Here is a 23,730-nt window from a genome sequence, read left to right as displayed (position 1 = left end):
CGCGAATTTTGCGCGCAAAGGTAATGTTGGCGAAGTCTTTGTAAGACCGGTCAACCAATAACCAAAGGAGGAAAAAATCAAATGCAAAAAGCAATCATCGGCAAAAAACTCGGCATGACTCAGTTGTTCGATGAGAACGGCAGCTTCATCCCGGTCACTGTCATTGAGGCGGGTCCCTGCGTCGTCGTTCAGAAGAAGACGACCGAAAACGACGGATATGAATCCGTGCAGATCGGTTTCGGCGAGGTCTCGGACAAGCACGTGAACAAACCCATGAAGGGACATTTTGTCAAATCTGACGTTGCTGCCAAGCGCACACTGCGCGAGTTTAAGCTTGCGGGTGCAGCCGAGATGAATGTCGGAGACATCATCAAAGCAGACGTTTTCGCCATCGGCGACAAAGTGGACGTCTCGGGCACCAGCAAGGGTAAGGGCTTTGCCGGCACCATCAAGCGTTACGGCAACCACTCGCTCAAAGCTACGCACGGTACCGGCCCTGTCGGCAGACATGCGGGCTCCATGGGTGCAAACTCCAGCCCATCGAGAATTTTCAAGGGCAAGAAGATGCCCGGACACATGGGCACCGACAAGGTTACCATACAGAATCTTGATGTTGTCAAGGTTGACGCAGAAAACAATCTGATTGCGCTGCGCGGCGCGATCCCCGGCCCCAAGGGCGGTTATGTTTACATCACCGACGCCGTCAAGGGCCAGAAGGCTTAAAGGGAGGAGGAATCATAATGCCGAAGGTTACAGTTTACAACATGGCAGGCGCTTCGGTCGGAGAGATTGAGCTTTCTGACGCGGTGTTCGGTATCGAACCCAACAAGATCGCCGTCCATGCAGTTGTGAAGAACTACCTCGCAAACCAGCGTCAGGGCACCCAGTCCACGCTGACCAGAACCGAGGTCAGAGGCGGCGGCAGAAAGCCGTGGCGCCAAAAGGGCACCGGCCACGCCAGACAGGGCTCTATCAGAGCGCCCCAGTGGTATCACGGCGGCGTTGCGCTCGGCCCCAAGCCCCGCGATTACAGTTATTCCCTCAACAAGAAGGTCAGAAGACTGGCAATGAAGTCGGTGTTCTCCTCTAAGGTGCTCGAAGAGAATCTCATCGTTGTCGACGAGATCAAGATTGAGGAATACAAAACCAAGCCGGTTATCGAGATGCTCAAGGCGCTCGGCGCAGACTGCAAGATCCTGCTTGTTGCCGCTGAGAAGAACGAGAAGTTGATTAAATCCGCTTCCAACATCCCTGGCGTCAAAACCGCGCTGACCAACACCATTAATGTCTATGATATTGTCAACGCCAAGAAGTTGGTTGTTGCCAAGGACGCAATCGCCAAGATCGAGGAGGTGTACGCTTAAATGAAAACTGCACAGGATATCGTCATTAGACCGATCATCACCGAGCGCAGCATGAGCGGCCTCGCCAGTGGTAAATACACCTTTGAAGTTGCCAAGGACGCAAACAAGATCGAGATCGCTTCCGCGATTGAGAAGCTGTTCCCCGGCACCAAAGTGGATTCTGTCAACACCATGAATGTGCGCGGCAAAATGAAGCGCATGGGCAAGACCCAGGGCCTCACCAGAGGCTGGAAGAAGGCCGTCGTTACCATCAAGGCGGACTCCAAGAAGATTGAGTTCTTTGAGAGCATGATCTAAGATCGCGTCAAAGCGATCACATGAGAAATACGACGACTTGGGTATGGGAGTCTCATAATTCCCGCTAACAAGTTATGAGGAGTGAAACATCAGATGGCAATCAAAACTTATAAGCCGACGACCTCTTCTCGCCGTCAGATGACCGTCACCGATTATTCAGGCCTTTCCAAGGTAGCGCCTGAAAAGAGCTTGCTGACCGTCATCAAGGCGAATTCCGGTCGTAACAATACCGGCAGAATCACCGTCCGTCACCGCGGCGGTGCAAATCGTAGAAAATATCGTATCATCGACTTCAAGCGCGACCTGCAGGGTGTTCCCGCAACCGTGCTGACCCTCGAATACGACCCCAACCGTTCGGCGCACATTGCACTGGTACAGTACGAGAGCGGCGAAAAGCGCTATATCATCGCCCCCAACGGCCTTCGTGTAGGCGACACTGTCACAAGTGGTGTAGGCGCTGACATCAAGCCCGGCAACGCGCTTGCACTTGTCAACATCCCGGTTGGTACCTTTATCCACAATGTTGAGCTTTACCCCGGCAAGGGCGCTCAGCTTGCCCGCGCCGCCGGCGTTATGGCACAGCTGATGGCTAAGGAGGGCAATTTCGCCCTGCTGCGTCTTCCCTCCGGAGAGCTGCGCAAGGTTCCCGTTTCCTGCATGGCGACCATTGGCCAGGTGGGCAACATTGATCACGAAAACGTCTCTATCGGCAAGGCTGGCCGTACCCGTCACATGGGTATCCGCCCGACCGTTCGCGGTTCGGTTATGAACCCCTGTGATCACCCGCACGGTGGCGGTGAGGGCAGAAGCCCGATCGGTCGTCCGAGCCCTGTTACCCCGTGGGGCAAGCCCGCACTGGGTTACAAGACCAGAAACAAACATCACCGCTCTGACAAGTATATTGTCAAGCGTCGCAACGCTAAGTAAGGAGGTTTAGTCGACAATGGGTAGAAGTATTAAAAAAGGCCCTTACGTGCATGAAAAGCTGTTGGCACGCGTTATGGCGATGAACGCCTCCGACGAGAAGAAGGTACTCAAAACCTGGAGCAGATCCTCCACGATCTTCCCGGATTTTGTCGGGCACACCTTTGCTGTTCATGACGGGCGCAAGCACGTTCCGGTATATGTCACCGAGGATATGGTCGGTCACAAGCTCGGTGAGTTTGCCCCCACCAGAACCTTCCGTGGACACGCCGGCGCCAAGAAAACCGGTAAGTAGCCGAAAGGAGGATAAATCATGGAAGCCAGAGCATATCTGCGAGGCATTCGCATCGCGCCTCGCAAGGTGCAGATCGTTCTCGATCTCATCCGTAATAAACCAGCCGACGTTGCGCTTGCAATCCTGAGACACACCCCTAAGGCTGCAAGCGAGCCGGTATCAAAGCTCTTAAAGAGCGCGATGGCAAACGCAGAAAACAATCACAACATGGACAAGAAACAGCTTTATGTCGCCGAGTGCTATGTCACCCCCGGCATGATCATGAAGCGTATCATGCCCAGAGCACAGGGAAGAGCGTTCCGCATCAACAAGCGCACTTCTCACGTGACGATCGTTGTGAAGGAAAAGGAATAACCGAAAGAGGAGGGTAAACTGAATGGGCCAGAAAGTCAATCCACATGGTCTTAGAGTAGGCGTAATCAAGGATTGGGATTCCCGCTGGTTTGCCAAGGACAACGCTTTCGGCGACATCCTTGTTGAAGATTACCAGCTCAGAAAATACCTTAAAAAGCGTCTTTTTGACGCGGGTATCCCCAGAATTGAGATAGAGCGCGACGCCGCTAAAGTCAAAATTCACATTCACTGCGCACGTCCCGGTGTTGTCATCGGTCGTCAGGGTGTCGAGATCGAAAAGGTCCGCCTTGAGTGCGAGAAGATGATCAACAAGAATAAGGAAAACAAGGTCAACGTTTTTGTCAATGTCGTCGAAGTTAGGTCGGCTGACAAGAACGCCCAGCTCGTTGCCGAGAATATTGCGGCTCAGCTGGTGGGCCGTGTTTCCTTCCGCCGCGCTATGAAGCAGGCCATTGGCCGCGCTATGAAGTTCGGTGCCAAGGGTATTAAGGTTCAGGTTTCGGGCCGTCTGGGCGGCGCTGAAATCGCCAGAACCGAGCACTATCATGAAGGAACCATTCCGCTGCAGACCATTCGTGCAGATATCGACTACGGCTTTGCCGAGGCTGATACCACTTATGGTAAGATCGGCGTAAAGGTCTGGATCTATGCAGGCGAAGTTCTGCAGGAGGTCAGACAGTCCCGTAAGGAAGGAGGCAGCAAATAATGCTTCTGCCCAAGAGAGTAAAATACCGCAGAGTTCACAGAGGTAGATTGACCGGCAAGGCCACCCGCGGCAACTTTATTTCCAACGGTGATTTTGGTCTTCAGGCTCTTGAGCCCGCTTGGATTACCTCTAACCAGATCGAAGCAGCTCGTATTGCCATGACTCGTTACATCAAGCGTGGCGGTCAGGTCTGGATCAAGATTTTCCCCGACAAGCCCGTTACCGAGAAGCCCGCTGAAACTCGAATGGGTTCCGGTAAGGGCAGCCCCGAGTACTGGGTCGCTGTCGTTAAGCCCGGCCGCGTGTTGTTTGAGATCGGCGGCGTTTCTGAGGAGCTTGCACGTGAGGCTATGCGTCTTGCTATGCACAAGCTGCCTATTAAATGCAAGTTTATTAAGAAGGAAGAGGAGGTTGAAGGCTAATGAAGGCATCGGAACTCAGAGAACTGTCTCTCAATGAGCTCGAGCAGAAGCTCGTCGACCTTAAGGCTGAGCTTTTTAACCTCAGATTTCAGCACACCATCAACCAGCTCGACAATCCCCTGCGTCTCGTGGCTGTCCGCAAGGACATCGCCCGCGTTAAGACGCTGATCGGTGAAGCCGGGCGCAAAAAGGCGTAACGTCGAAAGGAGGAAATCACTGTGAGTGAGAGAAACTTGCGTAAGACCACAATCGGCGTTGTCGTGAGCGATAAGATGGACAAAACCGTTGTTGTTGCTGTGGCGGATAAGGTCCGTCATCCCCTTTACAAGAAAATCATCAAGCGCACCGTTAAGTTTAAGGCCCACGACGAGTCTAATTCCTGCGGCGTTGGCGACAAGGTTGAGATCATGGAGACTCGCCCGCTTTCTAAGGATAAGAATTGGCGCGTAGTCAACATTCTTGAAAAGGCTAAGTAATTAACTTATAAGAAACCGGTTTGAGCGCCACTGCGAATGGGCAGTGTGTAGCGGCCCCCATTAGAGGCCCCGGCAAACCGGTGGATACCGAAAGGAGGAAACCGCTCATGATTCAGATGCAAACTTATCTTAAGGTTGCCGACAACAGCGGCGCTAAGGAGCTTATGTGCATCCGAGTGCTCGGCGGCACCAGAAGAAGATACGCCAACATTGGCGATGTGATCGTAGCGTCGGTGAAGAAAGCTGCTCCCGGCGGCGCGGTTAAAAAGGGTGATGTAGTTAAGGCTGTTGTGGTTCGTTCCGCAAAGGGCCTGCGCCGTGAGGACGGCACCTATATCCGCTTTGACGATAACGCGGCAGTCATTATCAAAGAAGACAAGAACCCCAAGGGTACCCGTATCTTTGGACCGGTTGCGAGAGAGCTTCGCGAAAAAGACTACCTGAAAATTTTGAGCCTCGCTCCCGAGGTTCTGTAACGGAGGTGCACGAGCGTGAATAAACTTCATGTCAAAAGAGATGACACGGTCGTCATCCTGTCCGGCAAAGATAAGGGCAAGAAGGGCAAGGTTCTAGAGACCTCTCCCAAGGAGCAGAAGCTCATTGTTGAGGGCATCAACATGGTAACCAAGCATGTTAAGCCCCGCCGTGCCGGCGAAAGCGGCGGCATTGTCAAGGCGGAGGGTGCTTTTTACGCCTCCAAGGCGATGCTTGTCTGCCCTTCCTGCGGCAAGGCTACCAGAGTGGCCCACAAACTGCTGGCGGATGGAACCAAAATGCGCGTTTGCAAAAAATGCAACGCGACTTTTTAAGCGAGGAGGATTAATACATGGCTAGATTAAAAGACCGTTACAACAACGAAGTGGCCGGAGAGCTGATGAAGAAATTCGGCTACAAGAGTGTCATGCAGATCCCCAAGCTTGAGAAGGTCGTTGTCAACGTCGCTTGCGGCGAAGGCAGAGACAACCCCAAGATCATCGAGGCGATTCTCGGGGATCTCGGCAAGATTACCGGCCAGCGCGCCGTGATCTGCAAAGCAAAGAAGTCGGTAGCAAACTTTAAGCTTCGCGAAGGCATGCCTGTCGGCTGCAAAGTTACCCTTCGCGGCGCGAGAATGTATGAATTTGTCGACAGACTCTTTTCTGTCGCTATGCCCCGTGTTCGTGATTTCCGCGGCATTTCGGCCAACGGTTTCGACGGCAGAGGCAACTTTACTTTCGGTTTGAAGGAACAGCTTATGTTCCCCGAAATTGAGTTCGACAAGATTGACAAGGTGCGCGGCATGGATATTTCCTTTGTCACCACCGCCAAGACCGACGAAGAAGGCAAGGCCCTGCTCACAGAGCTTGGCTGCCCGTTCGCCAAGTAAGGGAGGAGATTTACAGCATGGCAAAGACCAGTATGAAAATTAAGCAGCAGCGCCCTGCAAAGTTCTCTTCCAGAGAATATAACAGATGCAAGATCTGCGGCCGTCCCCATGCGTATCTGAGAAAGTACGGCATTTGCCGTATCTGCTTCAGAGAGCTGGCGTACAAAGGACAGATTCCCGGCGTGCGTAAGGCAAGCTGGTAAGAGTATACAAAGGAGGTTAACGGCATGCATATCACCGATACCATCGCTGATTTGCTCACCCGCATTCGTAATGCGAGCACGGCAAAACACGATACGGTCGATGTTCCCGCCTCTAACATGAAGAAGGCAATAGTCCAGATTCTGTTGGATGAGGGCTATATTAAGAGCTTTACCGTTCAAGAAGACGGAAAGCAGGGCGTTATTCACATTGTACTCAAGTACACTGCGGGTAAAACTCCCGTTTTCACCGGTTTAAGAAGAGTTTCCAAGCCGGGTCTTCGTATCTACACCAGCTGCGAAGAGATGCCCAGAGTTATGAGAGGACTTGGCATTGCCATTCTTTCGACATCCAAAGGCGTCATGACCGACAAGGAAGCCAGAAAGCAGAACGTTGGCGGCGAAGTGCTCGCCTTCGTCTGGTAAGGGGGGCGCTAAAGATGTCTAGAATCGGAAGAAAGCATATCGCCATCCCCGCAGGCGTCGAAGTCAAGGTCAACGGCAGCGAGGTCACCGTCAAGGGCCCCAAGGGCACCCGGACTCGCACCTTTGATCCGGACATGAACATTGCGGTAGAGGGCGCTGAGGTTATCGTCACCCGTCCGTCGGATGATCCCCGTCACCGTAGCCTGCACGGCCTGACCAGAACGCTGGTTGCCAACATGATTATCGGCTGCCACGAGGGCTTCAAGAAGGAGCTCGAGGTCAGCGGCGTCGGTTACCGTGTTGCCAAGCAGGGCAAAAACCTGGTCATGAACCTGGGCTTTTCGCACCAGATCATCGTCAGTGAAATTGAGGGTATTACCATTGAGGTTCCCGCCCCGAACAAAATTACCATCCTGGGCAATGACAAGCAGGTCGTAGGCCAGTTCGCCGCCGAAGTGCGCGAGAAGCGCCCGCCGGAGCCTTATAAGGGCAAGGGCATCAAGTACGCTGGCGAAGTCATCATCCGTAAGGAAGGCAAGGCCGGTAAGGGTAAGAAGTAAAGAAAGGAGTGAATGCAAATGATCAGAAAGCCTGATAGCAATAAAGCACGTCTTAAGCGCCATTTCCGCGTCAGAAATAAGGTCAGCGGCACTGCAGAGCGTCCCCGTCTGAGCGTTTTCCGTTCTGAGAAGAACATTTACGCACAGATCATCGACGATAAAGCCGGCGTCACTCTGGTGTCAGCTTCTTCGTTGGAAAAGTCCTTCACCGAGAAGGGCGCAAACAAAGATGCAGCCCGCGCAATTGGCAAGCTTGTTGCACAGCGCGCAGCGGAAAAGGGCATTACCAATGTCGTATTTGACCGTAGCGGCTACATCTACCATGGACGCGTTAAAGAACTTGCTGAGGGTGCCCGCGAGGGCGGTCTCAACTTCTAAGGAGGGATAGGATTGGCTCGTATAGACGCAACGGCATTAGAACTCACTGAGAGAGTTGTCGCCATCAACCGTGTTTCTAAGACGGTTAAGGGTGGTCGAATCTTCAAATTCGCCGCGCTGGTTGTTGTCGGTGACGGAAACGGCACTGTCGGCTACGGTCTTGGAAAGGCCGGCGAAGTCCCCGATGCGATTCGCAAGGGTATTGAGGATGCCAAGAAAAACTTGTTTAAAATTTCCCTCAGAGGAACCACTATTCCTCATGAGGTTATCGGAAGGTTCGGCGCAGGTTCTGTGCTGATGCTCCCTGCCCCACAGGGTACCGGCGTTATCGCAGGCGGCCCCGTGCGCGCAGTGCTTGAAATTGCAGGCATTAAGGACATCAGAACGAAGTGCCAGCGCTCCAACAACCCCTGCAATGTTGTGACCGCTACTATTAACGGACTGCGGTCGCTCCGCAACGTCGACGAAGTTGCTGCTATTCGCGGCAAGAGCGTTGACGAGATCTTGGGCTAGGAGGTTAGTGGATATGGCTAACATCAAAGTAAAGCTGGTCAAGAGCCTCGCAGGTTCTAAAAAGGACCAGATTGCCACCGCCGAAGCACTCGGTCTTCACAAGATCGGCAATGAAACTATTCAGCCTGACAACGCGGCAACCAGAGGTAAGATCAACAAGATCTCTCACTTAGTCGCTTGGACCGAGGCATAACAAGGAGGTGCAAGCTATTATGAAACTGCATGAGTTATCCCCGGCGCCCGGCTCTGTTAAGGATGCATTCCGCAAGGGCAGAGGTCCCGGCTCCGGCAACGGCAAGACTGCGGGCAAGGGGCACAAGGGTCAGAAGGCCCGTTCCGGTGGCGGTGTTCGCCCCGGTTTTGAAGGTGGCCAGATGCCCCTTCAGAGACGTATTCCCAAGAGAGGTTTCAACAACATCTTTGCAAAAGAATATATTTCTATCAACGTGGATGTTCTCAACCGTTTTGAAGACGGCGCGGTCGTAGACGCCGAGGCCATTTCAAAGGCCGGCATCGTTAAGAATACCCGCGACGGAATCAAAATCCTGGGCAGAGGCGAGCTCAATCGTAAACTCACCGTGGTTGCAACTGCTTTCTCCGCAACCGCCAAGGAAAAGATTGAGGCAGCGGGAGGAAAGGCTGAGGTGAAGTAACATGCTGGAAACCCTCAGAAACGCTTGGAAAATTGAGGATCTCAGAAAAAAACTTCTCTTCACACTTTTCATTTTAATGCTGTCGCGTGTGGGCTCACAGATTCCGGTGCCCTTTCTTGACCCGACAGCGCTTGGGCAGATGGTGTCGGCTACCGGTGGTATTTTCGGTTATCTCGACGTTCTCACTGGCGGCGCTTTCTCGCGCAGCACGCTGTTTGCCCTTTCGATTTCTCCTTATATCACGGCTTCAATCGTGATTCAGCTTCTCACCGTGGCCATTCCCTACCTTGAGAATCTGGCCAAAGAGGGTGAAGAAGGAAAGCGTAGACTGGCGAGAATCACCCGCTACACCACGCTTGGCTTAGCACTGCTTCAGGCGTATGCGTATATGACGCTCTTAAACGCTCAGGGTGCGATTGAGTCTTTTAGTGGTTGGCAGTATTACTTCGCTCGCGTCATTATTGTGCTCTGCTTTACTGCAGGCGCGATGTTGGTTGTATTTTTGGGCGAGCGCATCGATGCACGCGGTATCGGCAACGGTATTTCGATGATACTCTTTATCGGCATTGTGTCGCGCGGCGGTGCTGTGCTCAACACGATGGTGGAGTATATCAAATATGCGATCGATGGCTACACTTTCTATTTCTTCAGCGTACCGCTTGTTTTCGTCATGTTCCTGTTTGTCATCGCTTTTATCATTGTGATGACCAATGCGGAGCGTCGCATCACTGTTCAGTACGCAAAGAGAATTGTAGGCCGCAAGCAGTATGGCGGACAGACGACCTTCATCCCGATCAAGGTGAATATGTCGGGCGTTCTTCCCATCATCTTTGCTTCGACCATCCTTGCAATTCCCTCGACTATCAACGGGTTTGTAAACGCTGCGCCCGATTCCTTTTTAGGGAGATTCTTGTCGCTGTTTAACTACAACACCCTGTTGTACGCAGTCCTTTATTTTATACTGATTATTGGCTTTAACTATTTTTATGTTGCGATTCAGTATAACCCCATTGAAATATCCAATAATCTGCGCAAGAACAGCGGAACGGTTCCCGGCATCCGCCCGGGCAAGCCGACCTCTGATTATATCGCGAAGATTGTTGGCAAGACCACCTTCCTGGGCGGCTTGTTCTTGGCACTTATCGCTACTGCGCCAATCGGCGTAGGCGCTTTGACTAGAATGAATATTTCATTGGGCGGAACCTCGGTAATCATTATTGTAGGAGTTGCGCTCGACACTGTGCGTCAGCTTGAGAGCCAGATGATGATGCGCCATTATAAAGGTTTCCTCGAATAATGAGTGGAGGCATGTAGCAACCATGAAAATGATATTACTTGGCGCCCCTGGTGCCGGTAAGGGTACGCAGGCAGAAATCGTTTCTAAGAAGTTGAAAATTCCGATTATTGGAACTGGCAACATCATCCGCGAAGCGATCAACAGCGGGTCGGAATTGGGCAAACGCTTTCAGTCTTATACCGAGCATGGTAAGCTAGTACCCGATGAATTGGTCGTCGAGATGGTGGCTAATCATCTTAGCCGGCTTAAGCAGCCGGATGGCAGAGAGTGCTATATTCTGGATGGATTCCCGCGCACTGTTGTGCAGGCTCAGGAATTTGAAGAGATGGGCGGCAAGGTTGACGCAGTTATTAAACTTGAGATCACCGATGAGGAGATCATCGCCCGTATGACCGGCAGACGTATCTGCACCAGATGTGGAACGCCGTATCACATCGCAAACAATCCCCCTAAAGAAGAGGGTGTCTGCGATAAATGCAGCGGCGCGCTTTGCATCAGAAATGATGACGCGCCTGAAATGGTGCTCAAGCGTCTTGAGGTTTATCATGAGCAGACCGAACCGCTGGTAGACTACTACCGCGACCATGGCATCTTGACAACTATAGATGCCACAATGGAAATGGATAAGGTGACTGCCGAAATCCTTTCTGTGCTTGGAGTTGACTGATGATGGTAATCCTTAAAACCAAAGAAGAGCTGCAGCTGATGCGAAAGGCCGGCGCCATTACGGCAGCGGCACTGCACGCGGGCGGCGCAGCAATCAGGCCTGGCATTACAACCCGGCAGGTCGATCGTGTCATCCACGATTATATTGTGAGATGTGGGGCAAAGCCTTCGTTTCTGGGCTATGGCGGGTTTCCCGCCTCCGCCTGCATCTCGGTCAACGACGAGGTCATTCACGGTATACCCGATGACAGAGTAATCTGCGAAGGCGACATTGTGAGCATTGACGTTGGCGCTAAAATCGGCGGCTACCACGGCGACTCGGCCTACACCTTTGCGTGTGGCGAAATTTCACCACAGACTCAGGCGCTGTTGGATGGAACCCAGAAGGCGCTTGAAAATGGCATCGCGCAGGCGGTTGTAGGCAACCGCGTCGGAGATATTTCGGCCGCGGTGCAAAATACGGTGGAGCCGCTGGGCTATTCAGTTGTGAGAGAGTATGTCGGGCACGGCGTTGGCAAGGATCTTCATGAGGCACCCGAGGTGCCAAACTATGGCAAACCGGGTCACGGCGTCAGATTAGCGGCCGGTATGGTGATTGCCATTGAGCCGATGATCAACGCAGGCGCATGGGCTGTTAGGGTTTTGGATAATGACTGGACGGTTGTGACCAGAGATCATTCGCTCTCGGCGCACTTTGAGCACACCGTCGCCATTACCCCCGACGGGCCGGTCATTCTCACAAGGCTATGAGGTGGCTTGATATGTGCCCAGGCATGGTGGTAAAGGCCCTTGCGGGACGCGACGCTGACCAATGGTTTGCTGTGCTCTCGGTTGAAGGGGATTTTGCCCTGATTGTAAATGGCAAAAGCCGACCGTTAGCGCGACCAAAGCGCAAGCGAAGAAAGCATTTGGCCGTAACCACAGCAAAACTATCTGACAACTGCATGATGACCGACCGAAAGCTTAAGTGTGCACTTCGCGCGTTTGCCGCGAATTGTGACAAGGAGGGGAATGACCTTGGCAAAGGATGACGTCATTGAGGTGGAGGGCATCGTAAAAGAAGCCCTGCCCAATGCCCAGTTTGTTGTAGAAATTCAGGGGGGGCACAAGCTTCTCGCACATATTTCTGGCAAGCTGCGCATGAACTTTATCCGGATCCTCCCCGGCGACAAGGTCACGATGGAGATTTCTCCTTATGATCTTACCAAAGGCCGGATTACTTGGAGATCCAAATAGTGTAATCTTATCTTGTGTGGCGGTTTCTGAGCGGCAACTCGCCCATAAGTAATTCTAATTCTTAATTTAGGCTGCTCCCTAGAATGGAGGTATTTATCATGAAAGTAAGACCTTCCGTTAAGCCCATGTGTGAAAAGTGCAAGGTTATCAAGCGCAAGGGTCGCATTATGGTGATCTGCGAAAACCCCAAGCACAAACAGCGTCAGGGCTAACGCCAACCGAAAAACAATGGAGGTGTACAAAGAATGGCTCGTATAGCTGGTATTGACATGCCGCGCGAGAAACGCGTTGAAATCGGTCTGACCTATATCTTTGGTATCGGTCGTAAAACCGCCAACGACATTCTCAAGGCAACCGGAATCAATCCCGACACCCGCGTTAAAGATCTCACCGAAGCCGACGAGGCTGCGCTGCGTGAGTATATCGATAAGAACCTCACGGTAGAAGGCGACCTTCGCGGCCGCGTTCATCTGGACATTAAGCGTCTTGTTGAAATCGGATGCTATCGCGGTGTTCGTCACAGAAAGGGCCTACCGGTCCGTGGACAGCGTTCCAAGACCAATGCCCGTACCCGCAAGGGTCCCAAGAGGACCATTGCCAACAAGAAGAAGTAAGGGAGGGACACATTTAGATGGCAAAGCAGACTAAAAAGGGCGCTGTTACCCGTACTCGTCGCCGCGAGCGCAAGAATATTGAGCGTGGTGCAGCGCACATCCAGTCCACCTTTAACAACACCATCGTCACCATTACCGATACTCAGGGTAATGCGCTGTCGTGGGCATCTTCAGGTGGCCTGGGCTTTAGAGGCTCGAGAAAATCTACCCCGTTTGCTGCGCAGACTGCTGCGGAGACCGCTGCAAAGGCTGCAATGGAGCACGGTTTGAAGACTGTTGAAGTCTATGTTAAGGGCCCCGGTTCGGGTCGTGAGGCTGCTATCCGCGCGCTTCAGGCAGCAGGACTTGAAGTCAGCCTGATCAAGGACGTTACCCCGATCCCCCATAACGGATGCCGCCCTCCCAAGAGAAGACGCGTCTAATCATCGAATAAAGGAGGAATTGATTGATGGCTACTAACAAGCAACCTGTTCTCAAGAGATGCAAGACGCTCAAAATCGCTCCGGCTGTCATGGGCATCCACAAGGAGACTCATCGCAACCAGAAGCAGAACATGCGTAAGAAGCAGAGCGAATATGCACTGCAGCTCAACGAGAAGCAGAAGCTCAAGTTCATCTACGGTGTGCTTGAGAAGCAGTTCTATAGATATTACCTGATGGCCAATAAGTCCAGTGGCATTACCGGTGAGGTGTTGCTGCAGCTGCTCGAGCGCCGTCTGGATAACGTGGTGTTCCGTCTTGGCTATGCCAACACCCGCCGCGAGGCCAGACAGCTGATCGGCCACGGCCATTTTTCGGTCAACGGTGCGAAGGTGGATATCCCCTCGTATCTTGTTAAGCCTGGCGAGGTTATTGCTATCCGTGAAAAGAGCCGTTCTTCGGTCAAGTTCAAGGATATCCTTGAGAACAACGCCAAGTGGCTGGTTCCCAAGTGGCTGAGCAAGGATGCCGCGAACTTCTCCGGCACCATTGTTTCGCTGCCCGATCGTGAAGAGATTGATTATGAGGTTTCTGAACATCTCATCGTCGAGCTTTACTCTAAGTAATCCCTTTTTGTCAATCAGCAGGGGAACGACAGAGGCGGCATGATGCCGCTCGAAAGGGAGGGTTATTATGGTTAAAATTATTGAGCCCAAGGTTGAAACCGCACAAATATCTAATGATGGCCGTTACGGAAAGTTTGTCGCTGAACCGCTGGATCGCGGTTTCGGAACCACGTTGGGCAACAGCTTAAGACGTGTGCTTCTCTCCTCGCTTCCCGGCGTAGCTGTAATTTCGGTGAAAATTGACGGCATACAGCATGAGTTTTCTACGGTAGAGGGTGTTAAAGAGGATGTTACCGAGATTATCCTCAACATCAAGGGGCTGACTGCAAAGCTCTATTGCGACGGCCCCAAGACGGTTCGCATCGACGCAGAGGGCGAGTGTGAGGTTACGGCCGGAAGCATTATTTGTGATTCCGACGTTGAGATTCTCGATCCCGATATGCACATCGCTTCTATCAGCGAAGGCGGACGCTTGTCCATGGAAATTGTGCTGCAAAAGGGCCAGGGGTATGTCCCGGCTGACCGCAATAAGGTCACCGAGCTGGAAAAAGCGCCTATTGGCACCATTGCGGTAGACAGCATTTACACGCCGGTGCTCAAGGTGAACTACACGGTTGAAAACACCCGCGTCGAGCAGATCACCGACTATGACAAACTCACTATAGAGGTGTGGACGGACGGCACCATTTCCGCGAAGGAAGGGGTCAGTCTGGCGGCCAAGATCCTCAATCGACAACTCAACCACTTTGTGGATCTTTCTGATGAGACCTTCTCGACCGAAATCCTTGAAAAGAAGGAAGATTCGGGCAAGGAAAAGGCACTTGAGATGACAATTGAAGAGCTTGACCTGTCGGTGCGTGCATTCAACTGCCTCAAACGCGCAGGGGTCAACACCGTAGGCGATTTGGTCAACAAATCCCCCGAGGAAATGATGAAGGTCAGAAACCTCGGTAAGAAATCCCTTGAAGAAGTCATCGCCAAGCTTCAGTCTTTGGGCTTTGACTTGAGCAGGGAAGAGGAATAACAGCGAGCCGCTTTTCTTTACGGCGGCAATTATTGCCTCATGTAAAAACAACCTTATAGCAAGGAGTGAATAAACTATGCCAGGCACAAGAAAACTCGGCAGAACCAGCGCTCACCGCATGGCGATGCTGCGGGCAATGGTGACCTATCTGATGGAGAACGGTCGCATTGAGACCACCGTTACCCGTGCCAAGGAGGTTCGCGCCGCAGCGGAAAAGATTGTTACCACTGCAAAGCGTGGCGATCTCCATTCCAAGCGTCAGGTGTTCTCCTTTATCACTAAAGAAACGGTGGCAAAGAAGGTCATTGATGATATCGCTCCCAAGTACAAGGATACCAACGGTGGCTACTGCCGTATTATCCGTACCGGCCCCCGTCGCGGTGACGCGGCCGAAATGGCGATTATTGAATTGGTGTAATTATACCGATAAAAACCGTGCTGTTTTTCAGTACGGTTTTTTTAATGACAAAAGCGGAATAAATGTTCTCTTGATATTTGCAAATCATACCAAAAATTATATAATAGCAGTATATTTTGCTAGAAAAACTGCGTGTTAGACAAAAGATAGCTTTTGTAGACCTTTTGGTAAATTGACATTGGAGGATCTGAGATGTTTTACAAAAATTGTCGCAAGGAAATTGATGAAAGGCAGTAGTTTGTATTTACTGCGGGGTAGCAACAACCGATGATGGCTTGAACCCCGAGGATAAGCCGAGTATCAGCTTAAATATCCTGGCCTTCTTGATTCCGCTTGTTGGTATTATTTTATATTTCACCATGAAGGGAACTACCCCTAAAAAAGCAAGTTCACTTATTAAGTGGACTATGCCAGCATTATTATCTATGTAGTATTTTATGCTTGCTCGGGGGCGTTTATGGGTGCCATGATGCTTGCATCATAAGCTTCTGTGTAGGGAATCTCTCAAAAGAAAGGGCAGCTTCGGAGTATACTCCGAAGCTGCCCTTTTACTATAAGATAATTTGTTTATTAAAATAAGTTTCTTTTTAATATTAGGTAAGTATTGATCAAAATACTTATGCTGTTATATAACCAAACCGCCGTTAACCCCCAGTACTTGTCCGGTGATAAAAGCGGCACTTGGCGAGGCGAGAGCGAAAATGGCCTGCGCCACCTGTTCAGCGGTACCAATACACCCTAGAGGGGTTTCCTCTCTTAGGCAGGAAATATCTTCTAAAGACAGTGCTGCATTCATATCAGTATCTATAACGCCAGGCGCCACACAGTTGACCCGAATATTTGAAGGTCCAACTTCCTTGGCTAGCGCCTTGGTAAAACCGATAACCCCAGCTTTACTTGCGGAATAGGCGACCTCGCAGGAAGCACCGGATTGGCCCCAAATGGAAGACACTGTGACAATTGAACCTGACTTTTTAGCAATCATGGCAGGCAATATTGCCCGGCAACACAAAAACATGGCACGCAGGTTGATCGCAAAAAGATCATCCCACTCTTCACAGGTAGTGTCAGGCAGCAACTTTTGCAGAGAAATGCCTGCGTTCAAAACCAATACGTCGACGTGCCCAAAAGCGCAAAGCACCTGCTGCACCATTGCTTCAATCTGGTGAGCATCGGCTAGATTAGCCTTAATGGGCATAACACCAGGCAGTGACGTGCTGAGCTGGTGCGCTGCATGTTCGGCATTATGATAGCAAAATGCAACGTTATAACCGTTGTGGTAAAAAGTCTTGACTGTCTGAGCGCCTATTCCACGCGAACCACCAGTGATTAAAACAGTTGGATTCATTATCCTTTGGCCCTTTCACGTAAAAACTTCAGCGCACTCATAGCAGCCTGCGCCCCTTCAGAGACAGCGGTAGCCACTTGCATCAGGCCACCGATGCAGTCGCCGGCGGCAAAAAGGCCTGGCACCGCGGTCTGCATCTCGCTGTCGGTAACGATGCGACCATCTTTAAGCTCAGCACCGATCTTGCGGGCAAAATCCCCCGCGGTGGCGCTGCCCAGCGCAATAAACACTCCGGAAAGTTCCTGTACTTCACCATTTTTAAGCTTAACGCCCTCCACAGCCGACTCGCCAAAAATCTCCGTGACAGGATCGGTAATTGCAGTAACATTTTCAGGTAACTCGTCGGGGATTGCGGCGCCATTAGTCAGAAGCACGACCTTCTCCACTACAGGAAGCAGGCTGTTGACTTCATGCAGCGCATAGCTCCCGTCGCCCAGTACGCCGACAGTCTTACCGCGATAAAAAAACGCGTCACAGACAGCGCAGTAGCTGATGCCGCGTCCCTCATGGTCTGCCAGCCCCGTAATTGGCAACGTTTTTCGCGCCGACCCGGTCGCCAAAATGACCGAAGAAGCTTGATATTGGCTGTTTTTACAGGTTATGTTAAAAGAGCCATCCCATGAGAGATCAAGCACCTCGTCGCTGATAATATCAGCGCCCAGCGCTTTTGCCTGATCAATGCCGATAGCGGCCAAGTCAGAGCCGGCTATCGGTACGGAAAGTCCAAAATAGTTTTCGATTTTTTCGGCTTTTTGAAGCGCCCCGGCGTCCTTGCCGATAAGCACCACGGTCTTGTTTGCGCGGCGAAGATAAAGTGCGGCGGAGATTCCCGCCGGACCATAACCGATAATTGCTGTATCCAGCATTGTTTGCACCTCTTTCAACTTCTTTATTCTATTATAAACGAAAAAGTCATAGAATGCCAAGATCAATTGATTTTTATTTAAGAAAACGGTAGAATAGGGGTAATATAAAAGGGGGCCGAGCCATGGCGGAAGAAAAACAGCTGAGCAGTCAAAGAATTTATGACGGGCGAATTTTAAGCCTGCGTGTCGATCGTATCTTGCTTGAAAATGGGCGGGAGGCGGTGCGCGAGGTTATCGATCATCAAGGAGCCGCAGGTATAGTGGCATTTGATGAGCAAGGGAAGCTCTTGATGGTTCGGCAATATCGGTACCCTGTTGGGCAGGAACTACTTGAGTTGCCTGCCGGTAAGATTGACCCCGGTGAAACACCACTGCAATGCGCAATGCGTGAATTGCAGGAAGAAACAGGCTATAAAGCAGAAAAATTAACGCTTCTGGGCCGGGTGTACCCCGCCGCGGCCTACGACGTAGAAATGGTGCACCTATACTATGCAGAGGGGCTAACCCCCGTACAGCAACAGCTGGATGAGGACGAAATTCTCTCAGTTGAGCATGTTGATTTTGATGAGGCAGTGCGCATGGTTATAGATGACGAAATTTTAGACAGTAAAACACAGATAGGAATTTTAAAAATAAAAAATATGCGTTAGGAGAGGTAATTATGGCATTGGTCAACACAACTGAAATGTTTAAAAAGGCATATGCAGGTGGCTATGCGATCGGCGCGTTCAACGTGAACAACATGGAGATTATTCAGGGCATAACCGAGGCGGCAATGGTACAGAAGGCCCCGTTGATTCTTCAGGTTTCGGCCGGGGCGCGCAAATATGCCAAGCATATTTATCTGATGAAGTTGGTCGAAGCAGCGGTTGCCGACACCGGGCTGGACATTGCGCTGCATTTAGACCACGGTGACAGCTTTGAAATCTGTAAGGACTGCATTGACGGTGGCTTTACATCGGTGATGATCGACGGTTCAAAGCATAGCTTTGAGGATAACATAAAGCTGACCCGTCAGGTGGTGGAATATGCCCATGCCAAGGGCGTCACCGTTGAAGGCGAGCTTGGTCGGCTGGCCGGTATTGAGGATGACGTAAATGTCTCGGAGGCCGATTCCTCCTACACCGATCCCGCGCAGGTTGAAGAGTTTGTGACCAAAACCGGTGTTGACTCACTGGCCATTGCCATCGGCACCAGCCACGGTGCCTATAAGTTTAAGCCCGGCCAGAAGCCGCAGCTGCGCTTTGATATCCTCAAAGAAGTGGGGCGGCGTTTACCCGGTTTCCCGATTGTACTACATGGCGCTTCTTCTGTGATGCAGGAGTATGTTGAGATTGTCAATCGCTACGGCGGGCAGATGCCCGGTGCTGTCGGAATTCCTGAAGATATGCTGCGCGAGGCGGCAAAGATGGCGGTCTGTAAAATTAATATTGACTCCGACATTCGCTTGGCGATGACCGCCGCGGTCAGAAAGCATATTGCGGAGCATCCGGATCACTTTGATCCCAGACAATACCTCATTCCCGCCAGAGACGCAGTGCGAGAAGTGGTCGCGCATAAGATGCAGGCTGTGCTGGGCTGCGCTGGAAAAGCATAGAAAATACAAATATGGTAAATTACTCAGGGGGTGCTGCGGATAATATCCGCAGCACCCCCTCTTATGCGATAAGGAAATTTAATCTAGCAGCCAAAAAAGCAAAACCGACTCACTCAGCGGCACACTATTACACTGCGCCGGGTCTGAGTACGATGGGCGGCAAGTTGTTATTCTCTGAAACATTGAGTTCACCGCTGCGCACGAGAGCCACAAAGGTCGCGGCAATTTGAGGATCAAAATGGGTTCCGGCGCAGGCCTCAATTTCCTTGAGTGCCATTTCCACCGGTAGCGCATCTTTATAGGGCCGTTTTGAGATAATGGCGTCAAAGCAGTCAGCGATTGCTAAACAGCGGGCAGAAATAGGAATCTGATCCCCTTTTAACCCGCGCGGATAGCCCTGGCCGTCCCAGCGCTCGTGATGAGCCATAATGGCAGGCACCACGTAATTAAGCGAGGGTAAATGTTTGACAATCGCAATAGACATATCCACATGTTGCTGCATAATGGCATATTCCTGCTTCGTTAGCGGTTCGGGCTTAGCTAAGATTTGTTCCGGAATGCCAATTTTACCAATATCGTGTAACAGACCCGCTTCGGTAATAACCGATACATGCATCGGATCCATACCCAGTTTTGTCGCCAGTGCCGAAGCAAAGCGCGCTACGTTTTGCGAATGACTGAAAGTAAACCGATCCTTGGTGTCGATGGCAGCAGTCAGCGCGTAAAGCGTTGCGGTATACGCTGGGCCGGTGGAGCCGCTGTGCATATTTAATGATGCAATTAAGGCATCGGGGGTAGCATCGCTAAAATCTTTAAGACTCTTTTTTTCCTTGGCAGAAAGCTTCGAGCTATAAACCACCGTCTTGTTTTTCCCAGAATTTTTAGCGGAAAACAGTGCTAAATCAGCACGCATCATCAGTTCTTCCTGGCTTGGCGCAGCCGTTGGATAGGTGCACATACCGATGCTGACTGAAAGAAAACGCCGATCATGCTGTGAAGTGCCAAAAAACATTTGCTGTACCTTGGTGCGGATTTTTTCGGCGATTTTAAAAGCGCTTGCCGAATTATAATCGGGTAACACAACGGTAAATTCCTCGCCCCCATAACGTGTGCAAATTCCGCGCTGCCCGATAGTCGTCTTAATCAAAGCCGCGATTCTACGTAGGGCTTTATCGCCCTCCAAGTGGCCATAAAGATCGTTATAGACCCGAAAAAAATCAACATCAATAATAATAACAGACACGGGCTTACCGCTTTTGCGCGTCACAACTGTGGGCAGATATTGATAAAGATAGCGCGTATTATAAAGTCCGGTTAGATCGTCTGTAGTAGCTCGCGGTTGAGCACAGCGGTTATTATAAGCATTATCGATAGCTGCCGCGGTCGAAGCACCAAAATCTTTAAGCAGGTGGAAATCTTCCACAGTATAAGCGGCGTTATCCTGTTTCGAAGTAAGCAAAATCAGGCCAATTAGCACGCCCCGGCATTTTATGGGCACTGCAACCTGAATGTCCCAATGACCAAGGGCCTGTCTTTCCTTTTCCCAAAGGGCTCTAAATGCAGGTGCGCAGTGGAAGGTGTTAATATCCAGGCAGTCACTATTTTGGTTTACCCAGTGTATTATTGGGCTGTGCGCACTGATTTCTATGTCCTTGGTTGTTAATGGCATGGTGGAAGAAAAAGGTCGGTAGATTCCTGTTTCATAATCTGGGAACAGAAGGCAAGCGTGTTTGGCGGTCATTGCTTTTTCTGCGGCCTCGAGCAATTGCATCGAAAGATCTGATAGGTTCAGGCCGCTTACATTGCTAAAGGTAAAGGCACGAAGAGTGTTACCACGCTGAAAAGCTAACTGATAAAACAACCGATCCACCAACGAGCGAATAAAAATAATCACCGGCTGAAACAGCGCTGCCGCAATTAGAGCGGAGAGAGATACAAAGAGATAAGAGGGGGCTTGGTAAGCGGACAAACCTTTTTTCAATAGCCATAACAGGCCTGTATAAAGAGTGGCCGCCAAAAGAAAGAGGGCTGAAAAAGTAATCCCTCGTACCACCATAAAGCGCATCTCGGCTGTACGGTTTTTAAAAATAGCAAAAAAGATTATAAAGGCCGATGTAGTGCAGCAAAGTATATCAAAGGGGTACTGCCCAAATTCCAGAAAAATATTGCTGAAGGCGCCTACATAGCCTATGCCAATTGCGATCACCAGCCATCGAATAGGAGCCGACTGCACGCCCTGTTGCATGCGATAATAAAAAGCCTTGTAAAAAATGCAGACAGCCAGAGCACCCGAGATTAAAACCACCCAGCCAGCCATTGGCCCCAGCGTATAGGATAAAGCATAATACGGATGACCGTTGATAGAGGGTAGTTTAATAATATGAGCTTGGCTTATCAACAACCCCAAACAGTTTGTAATTAGCATGAAAGCCACGGCGGCATTCCAGAACATATTGGCAATTCGTGAGGGGGAAGCGGTATAGTAATCCACCAGATAGTACGCAAAAAGAGACGATAACAGCGTTCCGAAGTGCAAGGCGCGTATCCAGAATAAAACACCGGGCCAAAGCTCAAGTCGCATCAAGACAGCTGCACCTGACCAGACTGCCAAAGACGCCAGAAAAAAGGTATAATATTGCATGGCCTTGTCACGTTTGGAAGTTAAGAAGATAACCAGCAGCAGCATATGACTAGCCGTGGCAACAATGGGCATCGCCCAGAAAAAAATCTGTAAAAAGGGCATTGAAGTATCACCTCGCTTTCTTTTATAAAAGCATAACCCTTAAAGCGCCTAGGGATATATTGCTATTTATTGATGGAAGGCAGTATTATCTAAGTGCCATTAACTAATTACAGAATCAATATCATGCAAAAAATTAAATTCCCCAAATAAAAGGAAGATATAAATATAATATATAACAAGATATTCCTTAATATTATACAATGGGTCGCTTCAAAAGTCACTGTTTTTTCTGAAAATTCTAAGATGCTGTTAAAAAGAAAACGGTTTGATAAGGAAAGGGAAACTGAATTTGACAATATATTTGAGTTATAGAAAAACAAGCTAAAAAGCGTTATCCAATCAAAGGGATGTATTTGTTGCAGCCTTTGTCAATAACGCTGATAATTAAGGCATCTATTGAATTATTTGGTCGATTTCGTTATAATGGCACAATAATCACCCCAGTAATAATTTACGCATTTTAAAAAGCGGGAGGATTTTTTGCTATGGATTGCGCGTATTGTACTACCAAAATGACAACCTGGAGTTTTTTGTTGACCTGCAATGTTGGATGTAAACATAGCAGTGGTATCAACGTAGGGTGTTATATTGTGGGGACGCGCTATCGATCTTGACGCTCTAAATGAGATCTGCTAGGGTACAGCATAAAAATTCAAAACATACTAAAAAACGTATTTATACATTAAAAACGCATTAAAGGGAGATAACATAAAAATGTTTACCATAAAAACTTTAAATAAAATTTCAGGCGTAATTCACCAGGAGCTAAACGAGGAACAATATACTGTTTCTGACAGTACCAAGCAGTACGATGCTGTGCTGGTGCGTTCGGCTGATATGCAGGAGGTCGAACTGCCCGAAGGGCTGCTGGCAATCGCTAGAGCGGGTGCCGGTTATAACAACATTCCAGTAGAGCGCTGCACCGAACAGGGCATCGTCGTTTTTAACACCCCTGGTGCAAATGCCAATGCGGTAAAGGAACTGGTGTTGTGCGGTATGCTTTTATGTGGCCGCCAGGTGATTTCTGGCGTACAGTGGCTGGAGCAGCTCTATGATGAGAAGCCTGAAGATATTGAAAAACAGGTCGAAAAGGGAAAAAAGCAATTTGTAGGTCCTGAGCTGGCTGGTAAAAAACTCGGCGTTATCGGCCTTGGTGCAATCGGTGTTATGGTGGCAAACGCTGCAGACAAGGGTCTTAGCATGCAGGTTATGGGTTATGACCCCTATCTTTCGGTGGAGGCAGCATGGAGCCTGACCCGATCGATTATTCACGTTAAGAACCTCAGCGAAATTTTTGCAAACTGTGATTATATTACGTTGCATCTGCCGCTTAACGACAAAACTCGCGGCATGATCGGCGAAGCGGAAATGGCCGCTATGAAGCCCGGCTCGGTACTATTAAACTTTGCCCGCGGCGGGCTGGTGGACGACGCTGCGCTGATTAAGGCGCTGGAATCCGGGCATCTGCGCCACTATGTTACCGATTTTCCCGACGACAAAGTGCTTGGTGTTAAGGGCGTTATCGCCACTCCGCATCTTGGTGCTTCCACCCCCGAGTCTGAAGAAAACTGTGCCCAGATGGCGGCGCAGCAGCTGCGCAGCTACCTCGAGGACGGCAACATCATCAATTCCGTCAATCTGCCCCATTGCGAGTTGCCACGCATGGGTGGATACCGCTTGGCGGTGATAAACCGCAATATTAAGAACATGGTGGGCCAGATGACCGCGGTGCTGGCCGATGCCGGACACAACATTGAGCACATGGTCAACTCCAGCCGTGGCGAATGGGCCTATACGCTGATGGATTTGGCCAGCGAGCCGGACGCAGCCTGCCTCGAGCGGCTTTGCGCGATCAAAGGTGTGATTAGGGTGCGTGTTCTGTCATAAAAGATGGTACTTAAGGCCCCTGTCATGTCATTCGACGGGGCCTCATTGCGTTTAA

At 50.5% G+C, this 23,730-nt stretch carries 37 protein-coding genes; 34 read left to right on the top strand and 3 right to left on the bottom strand.

The features are described 5' to 3' along the window. Positions 1-81 precede the first annotated feature (81 nt). The 31 genes from rplC to rplQ all read left to right on the top strand — a co-directional run bounded on the left by rplC (position 82) and on the right by rplQ (position 15,234). Positions 82-723 (top strand): 50S ribosomal protein L3, encoded by a 642-nt coding sequence (gene rplC / locus RBH76_07615; protein ID WMJ82608.1) that lies wholly within the window; start codon positions 82-84, stop codon positions 721-723. Positions 724-740: 17 nt separating this feature from the next. Next, positions 741-1,364, top strand: a complete 624-nt coding sequence (gene rplD / locus RBH76_07610; protein ID WMJ82607.1) for a 50S ribosomal protein L4 — start codon at positions 741-743, stop codon at positions 1,362-1,364. Beyond that, positions 1,365-1,661 carry a 50S ribosomal protein L23 gene (gene rplW / locus RBH76_07605; protein WMJ82606.1) on the top strand — a complete coding sequence of 99 codons (297 nt, stop codon included), beginning with the start codon at positions 1,365-1,367 and terminating at the stop codon, positions 1,659-1,661. 93 nt (positions 1,662-1,754) lie between these two features. Continuing rightward, the gene (gene rplB / locus RBH76_07600) at positions 1,755-2,588 is read left to right on the top strand and encodes a 50S ribosomal protein L2 (GenBank protein WMJ82605.1); all 834 of its coding nucleotides are present in this window, start codon (positions 1,755-1,757) and stop codon (positions 2,586-2,588) included. A 16-nt stretch (positions 2,589-2,604) separates the two neighbouring features. Further along, entirely contained in the window at positions 2,605-2,880 is a 276-nt protein-coding gene (rpsS, locus tag RBH76_07595; GenBank protein ID WMJ82604.1) for a 30S ribosomal protein S19, read from the top strand. 18 nt (positions 2,881-2,898) lie between these two features. Further along, a complete protein-coding gene (rplV, locus tag RBH76_07590) occupies positions 2,899-3,234 on the top strand; it encodes a 50S ribosomal protein L22 (GenBank protein WMJ82603.1) in 336 nt (111 codons plus the stop codon). A 22-nt stretch (positions 3,235-3,256) separates the two neighbouring features. Then, a complete protein-coding gene (rpsC, locus tag RBH76_07585; protein ID WMJ82602.1) occupies positions 3,257-3,940 on the top strand; it encodes a 30S ribosomal protein S3 in 684 nt (227 codons plus the stop codon). Then, positions 3,940-4,362: a 50S ribosomal protein L16 gene (gene rplP, locus RBH76_07580; GenBank protein WMJ82601.1), complete on the top strand. Its 423-nt coding sequence runs from the start codon at positions 3,940-3,942 to the stop codon at positions 4,360-4,362. The genes rpsC and rplP overlap by 1 nt, the downstream gene beginning before the upstream one ends. Further along, entirely contained in the window at positions 4,362-4,559 is a 198-nt protein-coding gene (rpmC, locus tag RBH76_07575; GenBank protein WMJ82600.1) for a 50S ribosomal protein L29, read from the top strand. The genes rplP and rpmC overlap by 1 nt, the downstream gene beginning before the upstream one ends. Before the next feature lie 21 nt (positions 4,560-4,580). After that, on the top strand, positions 4,581-4,838 hold the full coding sequence (rpsQ, locus tag RBH76_07570; protein WMJ82599.1) for a 30S ribosomal protein S17: 258 nt from the start codon (positions 4,581-4,583) through the stop codon (positions 4,836-4,838). A 107-nt stretch (positions 4,839-4,945) separates the two neighbouring features. Further along, entirely contained in the window at positions 4,946-5,314 is a 369-nt protein-coding gene (gene rplN / locus RBH76_07565; GenBank protein ID WMJ82598.1) for a 50S ribosomal protein L14, read from the top strand. A 15-nt stretch (positions 5,315-5,329) separates the two neighbouring features. Further along, positions 5,330-5,647: a 50S ribosomal protein L24 gene (gene rplX, locus RBH76_07560; GenBank protein WMJ82597.1), complete on the top strand. Its 318-nt coding sequence runs from the start codon at positions 5,330-5,332 to the stop codon at positions 5,645-5,647. A 17-nt stretch (positions 5,648-5,664) separates the two neighbouring features. Next, the gene (gene rplE, locus RBH76_07555) at positions 5,665-6,204 is read left to right on the top strand and encodes a 50S ribosomal protein L5 (GenBank protein WMJ82596.1); all 540 of its coding nucleotides are present in this window, start codon (positions 5,665-5,667) and stop codon (positions 6,202-6,204) included. 17 nt (positions 6,205-6,221) lie between these two features. Next, positions 6,222-6,407, top strand: coding sequence for a type Z 30S ribosomal protein S14 (locus RBH76_07550; protein WMJ82595.1), 186 nt, complete (start codon positions 6,222-6,224; stop codon positions 6,405-6,407). A gap of 24 nt (positions 6,408-6,431) precedes the next feature. Continuing rightward, entirely contained in the window at positions 6,432-6,830 is a 399-nt protein-coding gene (rpsH, locus tag RBH76_07545) for a 30S ribosomal protein S8 (protein WMJ82594.1), read from the top strand. Between the two features lie 14 nt (positions 6,831-6,844). After that, complete coding sequence (gene rplF / locus RBH76_07540) at positions 6,845-7,390, top strand: 50S ribosomal protein L6 (protein WMJ82593.1); 546 nt, start codon at positions 6,845-6,847, stop codon at positions 7,388-7,390. Between the two features lie 18 nt (positions 7,391-7,408). Beyond that, on the top strand, positions 7,409-7,768 hold the full coding sequence (gene rplR / locus RBH76_07535) for a 50S ribosomal protein L18 (protein ID WMJ82592.1): 360 nt from the start codon (positions 7,409-7,411) through the stop codon (positions 7,766-7,768). A 12-nt stretch (positions 7,769-7,780) separates the two neighbouring features. Then, a complete protein-coding gene (gene rpsE / locus RBH76_07530) occupies positions 7,781-8,281 on the top strand; it encodes a 30S ribosomal protein S5 (GenBank protein WMJ82591.1) in 501 nt (166 codons plus the stop codon). Positions 8,282-8,294: 13 nt separating this feature from the next. Beyond that, positions 8,295-8,474, top strand: a complete 180-nt coding sequence (gene rpmD, locus RBH76_07525) for a 50S ribosomal protein L30 (GenBank protein WMJ82590.1) — start codon at positions 8,295-8,297, stop codon at positions 8,472-8,474. A gap of 19 nt (positions 8,475-8,493) precedes the next feature. Further along, on the top strand, positions 8,494-8,934 hold the full coding sequence (gene rplO / locus RBH76_07520; protein WMJ82589.1) for a 50S ribosomal protein L15: 441 nt from the start codon (positions 8,494-8,496) through the stop codon (positions 8,932-8,934). Position 8,935: 1 nt separating this feature from the next. Then, on the top strand, positions 8,936-10,231 hold the full coding sequence (secY, locus tag RBH76_07515) for a preprotein translocase subunit SecY (GenBank protein WMJ82588.1): 1,296 nt from the start codon (positions 8,936-8,938) through the stop codon (positions 10,229-10,231). A gap of 22 nt (positions 10,232-10,253) precedes the next feature. Then, entirely contained in the window at positions 10,254-10,898 is a 645-nt protein-coding gene (locus RBH76_07510) for an adenylate kinase (protein WMJ82587.1), read from the top strand. Positions 10,899-10,900: 2 nt separating this feature from the next. Beyond that, entirely contained in the window at positions 10,901-11,647 is a 747-nt protein-coding gene (gene map, locus RBH76_07505; protein ID WMJ85216.1) for a type I methionyl aminopeptidase, read from the top strand. An 11-nt stretch (positions 11,648-11,658) separates the two neighbouring features. Beyond that, a complete protein-coding gene (locus RBH76_07500; GenBank protein WMJ82586.1) occupies positions 11,659-11,928 on the top strand; it encodes a KOW domain-containing RNA-binding protein in 270 nt (89 codons plus the stop codon). Beyond that, complete coding sequence (gene infA / locus RBH76_07495) at positions 11,915-12,133, top strand: translation initiation factor IF-1 (GenBank protein ID WMJ82585.1); 219 nt, start codon at positions 11,915-11,917, stop codon at positions 12,131-12,133. The genes RBH76_07500 and infA overlap by 14 nt, the downstream gene beginning before the upstream one ends. Positions 12,134-12,231: 98 nt before the next feature. Beyond that, positions 12,232-12,345, top strand: a complete 114-nt coding sequence (gene rpmJ / locus RBH76_07490; protein ID WMJ82584.1) for a 50S ribosomal protein L36 — start codon at positions 12,232-12,234, stop codon at positions 12,343-12,345. 33 nt (positions 12,346-12,378) lie between these two features. Beyond that, on the top strand, positions 12,379-12,747 hold the full coding sequence (rpsM, locus tag RBH76_07485; GenBank protein WMJ82583.1) for a 30S ribosomal protein S13: 369 nt from the start codon (positions 12,379-12,381) through the stop codon (positions 12,745-12,747). A gap of 17 nt (positions 12,748-12,764) precedes the next feature. After that, a complete protein-coding gene (rpsK, locus tag RBH76_07480; protein ID WMJ82582.1) occupies positions 12,765-13,169 on the top strand; it encodes a 30S ribosomal protein S11 in 405 nt (134 codons plus the stop codon). A gap of 26 nt (positions 13,170-13,195) precedes the next feature. Further along, complete coding sequence (gene rpsD / locus RBH76_07475; protein WMJ82581.1) at positions 13,196-13,792, top strand: 30S ribosomal protein S4; 597 nt, start codon at positions 13,196-13,198, stop codon at positions 13,790-13,792. Between the two features lie 67 nt (positions 13,793-13,859). After that, entirely contained in the window at positions 13,860-14,816 is a 957-nt protein-coding gene (locus RBH76_07470; protein WMJ82580.1) for a DNA-directed RNA polymerase subunit alpha, read from the top strand. Positions 14,817-14,892: 76 nt separating this feature from the next. After that, the gene (gene rplQ / locus RBH76_07465; GenBank protein WMJ82579.1) at positions 14,893-15,234 is read left to right on the top strand and encodes a 50S ribosomal protein L17; all 342 of its coding nucleotides are present in this window, start codon (positions 14,893-14,895) and stop codon (positions 15,232-15,234) included. A gap of 625 nt (positions 15,235-15,859) precedes the next feature. Here the strand turns inward: rplQ and fabG are convergent. After that, positions 15,860-16,582, bottom strand: coding sequence for a 3-oxoacyl-ACP reductase FabG (gene fabG / locus RBH76_07460; protein WMJ82578.1), 723 nt, complete (start codon positions 16,580-16,582; stop codon positions 15,860-15,862). Further along, on the bottom strand, positions 16,582-17,448 hold the full coding sequence (locus tag RBH76_07455; protein ID WMJ82577.1) for an FAD-dependent oxidoreductase: 867 nt from the start codon (positions 17,446-17,448) through the stop codon (positions 16,582-16,584). The genes fabG and RBH76_07455 overlap by 1 nt, the downstream gene beginning before the upstream one ends. 122 nt (positions 17,449-17,570) lie before the next feature. On the opposite strand from RBH76_07455, the gene RBH76_07450 reads away from it, so the two are divergent. Continuing rightward, complete coding sequence (locus tag RBH76_07450) at positions 17,571-18,098, top strand: NUDIX hydrolase (GenBank protein WMJ82576.1); 528 nt, start codon at positions 17,571-17,573, stop codon at positions 18,096-18,098. Between the two features lie 11 nt (positions 18,099-18,109). Then, the gene (fba, locus tag RBH76_07445) at positions 18,110-19,045 is read left to right on the top strand and encodes a class II fructose-1,6-bisphosphate aldolase (protein ID WMJ82575.1); all 936 of its coding nucleotides are present in this window, start codon (positions 18,110-18,112) and stop codon (positions 19,043-19,045) included. A gap of 127 nt (positions 19,046-19,172) precedes the next feature. Here the strand turns inward: fba and RBH76_07440 are convergent, their stop codons facing one another. Next, the gene (locus RBH76_07440) at positions 19,173-21,788 is read right to left on the bottom strand and encodes a diguanylate cyclase (GenBank protein ID WMJ82574.1); all 2,616 of its coding nucleotides are present in this window, start codon (positions 21,786-21,788) and stop codon (positions 19,173-19,175) included. Between the two features lie 714 nt (positions 21,789-22,502). Here RBH76_07440 and RBH76_07435 point away from each other — a divergent pair. Further along, the gene (locus tag RBH76_07435) at positions 22,503-23,675 is read left to right on the top strand and encodes a phosphoglycerate dehydrogenase (protein ID WMJ82573.1); all 1,173 of its coding nucleotides are present in this window, start codon (positions 22,503-22,505) and stop codon (positions 23,673-23,675) included. The last annotated feature ends 55 nt before the right edge of the window (positions 23,676-23,730 follow it).

Source organism: Oscillospiraceae bacterium MB24-C1 (assembly GCA_030913685.1).
Taxonomy (GTDB): Bacteria; Bacillota; Clostridia; order Oscillospirales; family Ruminococcaceae; genus Yanshouia.
Note: the sequence above shows the minus strand (reverse complement) of the source record. Positions and strands in the feature narration are given on the sequence as shown.

Excerpts from the sequence above, each read along its gene's own strand:
- rplC (WMJ82608.1), top strand. The coding sequence starts at position 82 with ATGCAAAAAGCAATCATCGGCAAAAAACTCGGCATGACTCAGTTGTTC.
- rplD (WMJ82607.1), top strand. The coding sequence starts at position 741 with ATGCCGAAGGTTACAGTTTACAACATGGCAGGCGCTTCGGTCGGAGAG.
- rplW (WMJ82606.1), top strand. The coding sequence starts at position 1,365 with ATGAAAACTGCACAGGATATCGTCATTAGACCGATCATCACCGAGCGC.
- rplB (WMJ82605.1), top strand. The coding sequence starts at position 1,755 with ATGGCAATCAAAACTTATAAGCCGACGACCTCTTCTCGCCGTCAGATG.
- rpsS (WMJ82604.1), top strand. The coding sequence starts at position 2,605 with ATGGGTAGAAGTATTAAAAAAGGCCCTTACGTGCATGAAAAGCTGTTG.
- rplV (WMJ82603.1), top strand. The coding sequence starts at position 2,899 with ATGGAAGCCAGAGCATATCTGCGAGGCATTCGCATCGCGCCTCGCAAG.
- rpsC (WMJ82602.1), top strand. The coding sequence starts at position 3,257 with ATGGGCCAGAAAGTCAATCCACATGGTCTTAGAGTAGGCGTAATCAAG.
- rplP (WMJ82601.1), top strand. The coding sequence starts at position 3,940 with ATGCTTCTGCCCAAGAGAGTAAAATACCGCAGAGTTCACAGAGGTAGA.
- rpmC (WMJ82600.1), top strand. The coding sequence starts at position 4,362 with ATGAAGGCATCGGAACTCAGAGAACTGTCTCTCAATGAGCTCGAGCAG.
- rplN (WMJ82598.1), top strand. The coding sequence starts at position 4,946 with ATGATTCAGATGCAAACTTATCTTAAGGTTGCCGACAACAGCGGCGCT.
- rplE (WMJ82596.1), top strand. The coding sequence starts at position 5,665 with ATGGCTAGATTAAAAGACCGTTACAACAACGAAGTGGCCGGAGAGCTG.
- RBH76_07550 (WMJ82595.1), top strand. The coding sequence starts at position 6,222 with ATGGCAAAGACCAGTATGAAAATTAAGCAGCAGCGCCCTGCAAAGTTC.
- rpsH (WMJ82594.1), top strand. The coding sequence starts at position 6,432 with ATGCATATCACCGATACCATCGCTGATTTGCTCACCCGCATTCGTAAT.
- rplF (WMJ82593.1), top strand. The coding sequence starts at position 6,845 with ATGTCTAGAATCGGAAGAAAGCATATCGCCATCCCCGCAGGCGTCGAA.
- rplR (WMJ82592.1), top strand. The coding sequence starts at position 7,409 with ATGATCAGAAAGCCTGATAGCAATAAAGCACGTCTTAAGCGCCATTTC.
- rpmD (WMJ82590.1), top strand. The coding sequence starts at position 8,295 with ATGGCTAACATCAAAGTAAAGCTGGTCAAGAGCCTCGCAGGTTCTAAA.
- rplO (WMJ82589.1), top strand. The coding sequence starts at position 8,494 with ATGAAACTGCATGAGTTATCCCCGGCGCCCGGCTCTGTTAAGGATGCA.
- secY (WMJ82588.1), top strand. The coding sequence starts at position 8,936 with ATGCTGGAAACCCTCAGAAACGCTTGGAAAATTGAGGATCTCAGAAAA.
- RBH76_07510 (WMJ82587.1), top strand. The coding sequence starts at position 10,254 with ATGAAAATGATATTACTTGGCGCCCCTGGTGCCGGTAAGGGTACGCAG.
- map (WMJ85216.1), top strand. The coding sequence starts at position 10,901 with ATGGTAATCCTTAAAACCAAAGAAGAGCTGCAGCTGATGCGAAAGGCC.
- RBH76_07500 (WMJ82586.1), top strand. The coding sequence starts at position 11,659 with ATGTGCCCAGGCATGGTGGTAAAGGCCCTTGCGGGACGCGACGCTGAC.
- rpmJ (WMJ82584.1), top strand. The coding sequence starts at position 12,232 with ATGAAAGTAAGACCTTCCGTTAAGCCCATGTGTGAAAAGTGCAAGGTT.
- rpsM (WMJ82583.1), top strand. The coding sequence starts at position 12,379 with ATGGCTCGTATAGCTGGTATTGACATGCCGCGCGAGAAACGCGTTGAA.
- rpsK (WMJ82582.1), top strand. The coding sequence starts at position 12,765 with ATGGCAAAGCAGACTAAAAAGGGCGCTGTTACCCGTACTCGTCGCCGC.
- rpsD (WMJ82581.1), top strand. The coding sequence starts at position 13,196 with ATGGCTACTAACAAGCAACCTGTTCTCAAGAGATGCAAGACGCTCAAA.
- RBH76_07470 (WMJ82580.1), top strand. The coding sequence starts at position 13,860 with ATGGTTAAAATTATTGAGCCCAAGGTTGAAACCGCACAAATATCTAAT.
- rplQ (WMJ82579.1), top strand. The coding sequence starts at position 14,893 with ATGCCAGGCACAAGAAAACTCGGCAGAACCAGCGCTCACCGCATGGCG.
- fabG (WMJ82578.1), bottom strand. The coding sequence starts at position 16,582 with ATGAATCCAACTGTTTTAATCACTGGTGGTTCGCGTGGAATAGGCGCT.
- RBH76_07455 (WMJ82577.1), bottom strand. The coding sequence starts at position 17,448 with ATGCTGGATACAGCAATTATCGGTTATGGTCCGGCGGGAATCTCCGCC.
- RBH76_07450 (WMJ82576.1), top strand. The coding sequence starts at position 17,571 with ATGGCGGAAGAAAAACAGCTGAGCAGTCAAAGAATTTATGACGGGCGA.
- fba (WMJ82575.1), top strand. The coding sequence starts at position 18,110 with ATGGCATTGGTCAACACAACTGAAATGTTTAAAAAGGCATATGCAGGT.
- RBH76_07440 (WMJ82574.1), bottom strand. The coding sequence starts at position 21,788 with ATGCCCTTTTTACAGATTTTTTTCTGGGCGATGCCCATTGTTGCCACG.
- RBH76_07435 (WMJ82573.1), top strand. The coding sequence starts at position 22,503 with ATGTTTACCATAAAAACTTTAAATAAAATTTCAGGCGTAATTCACCAG.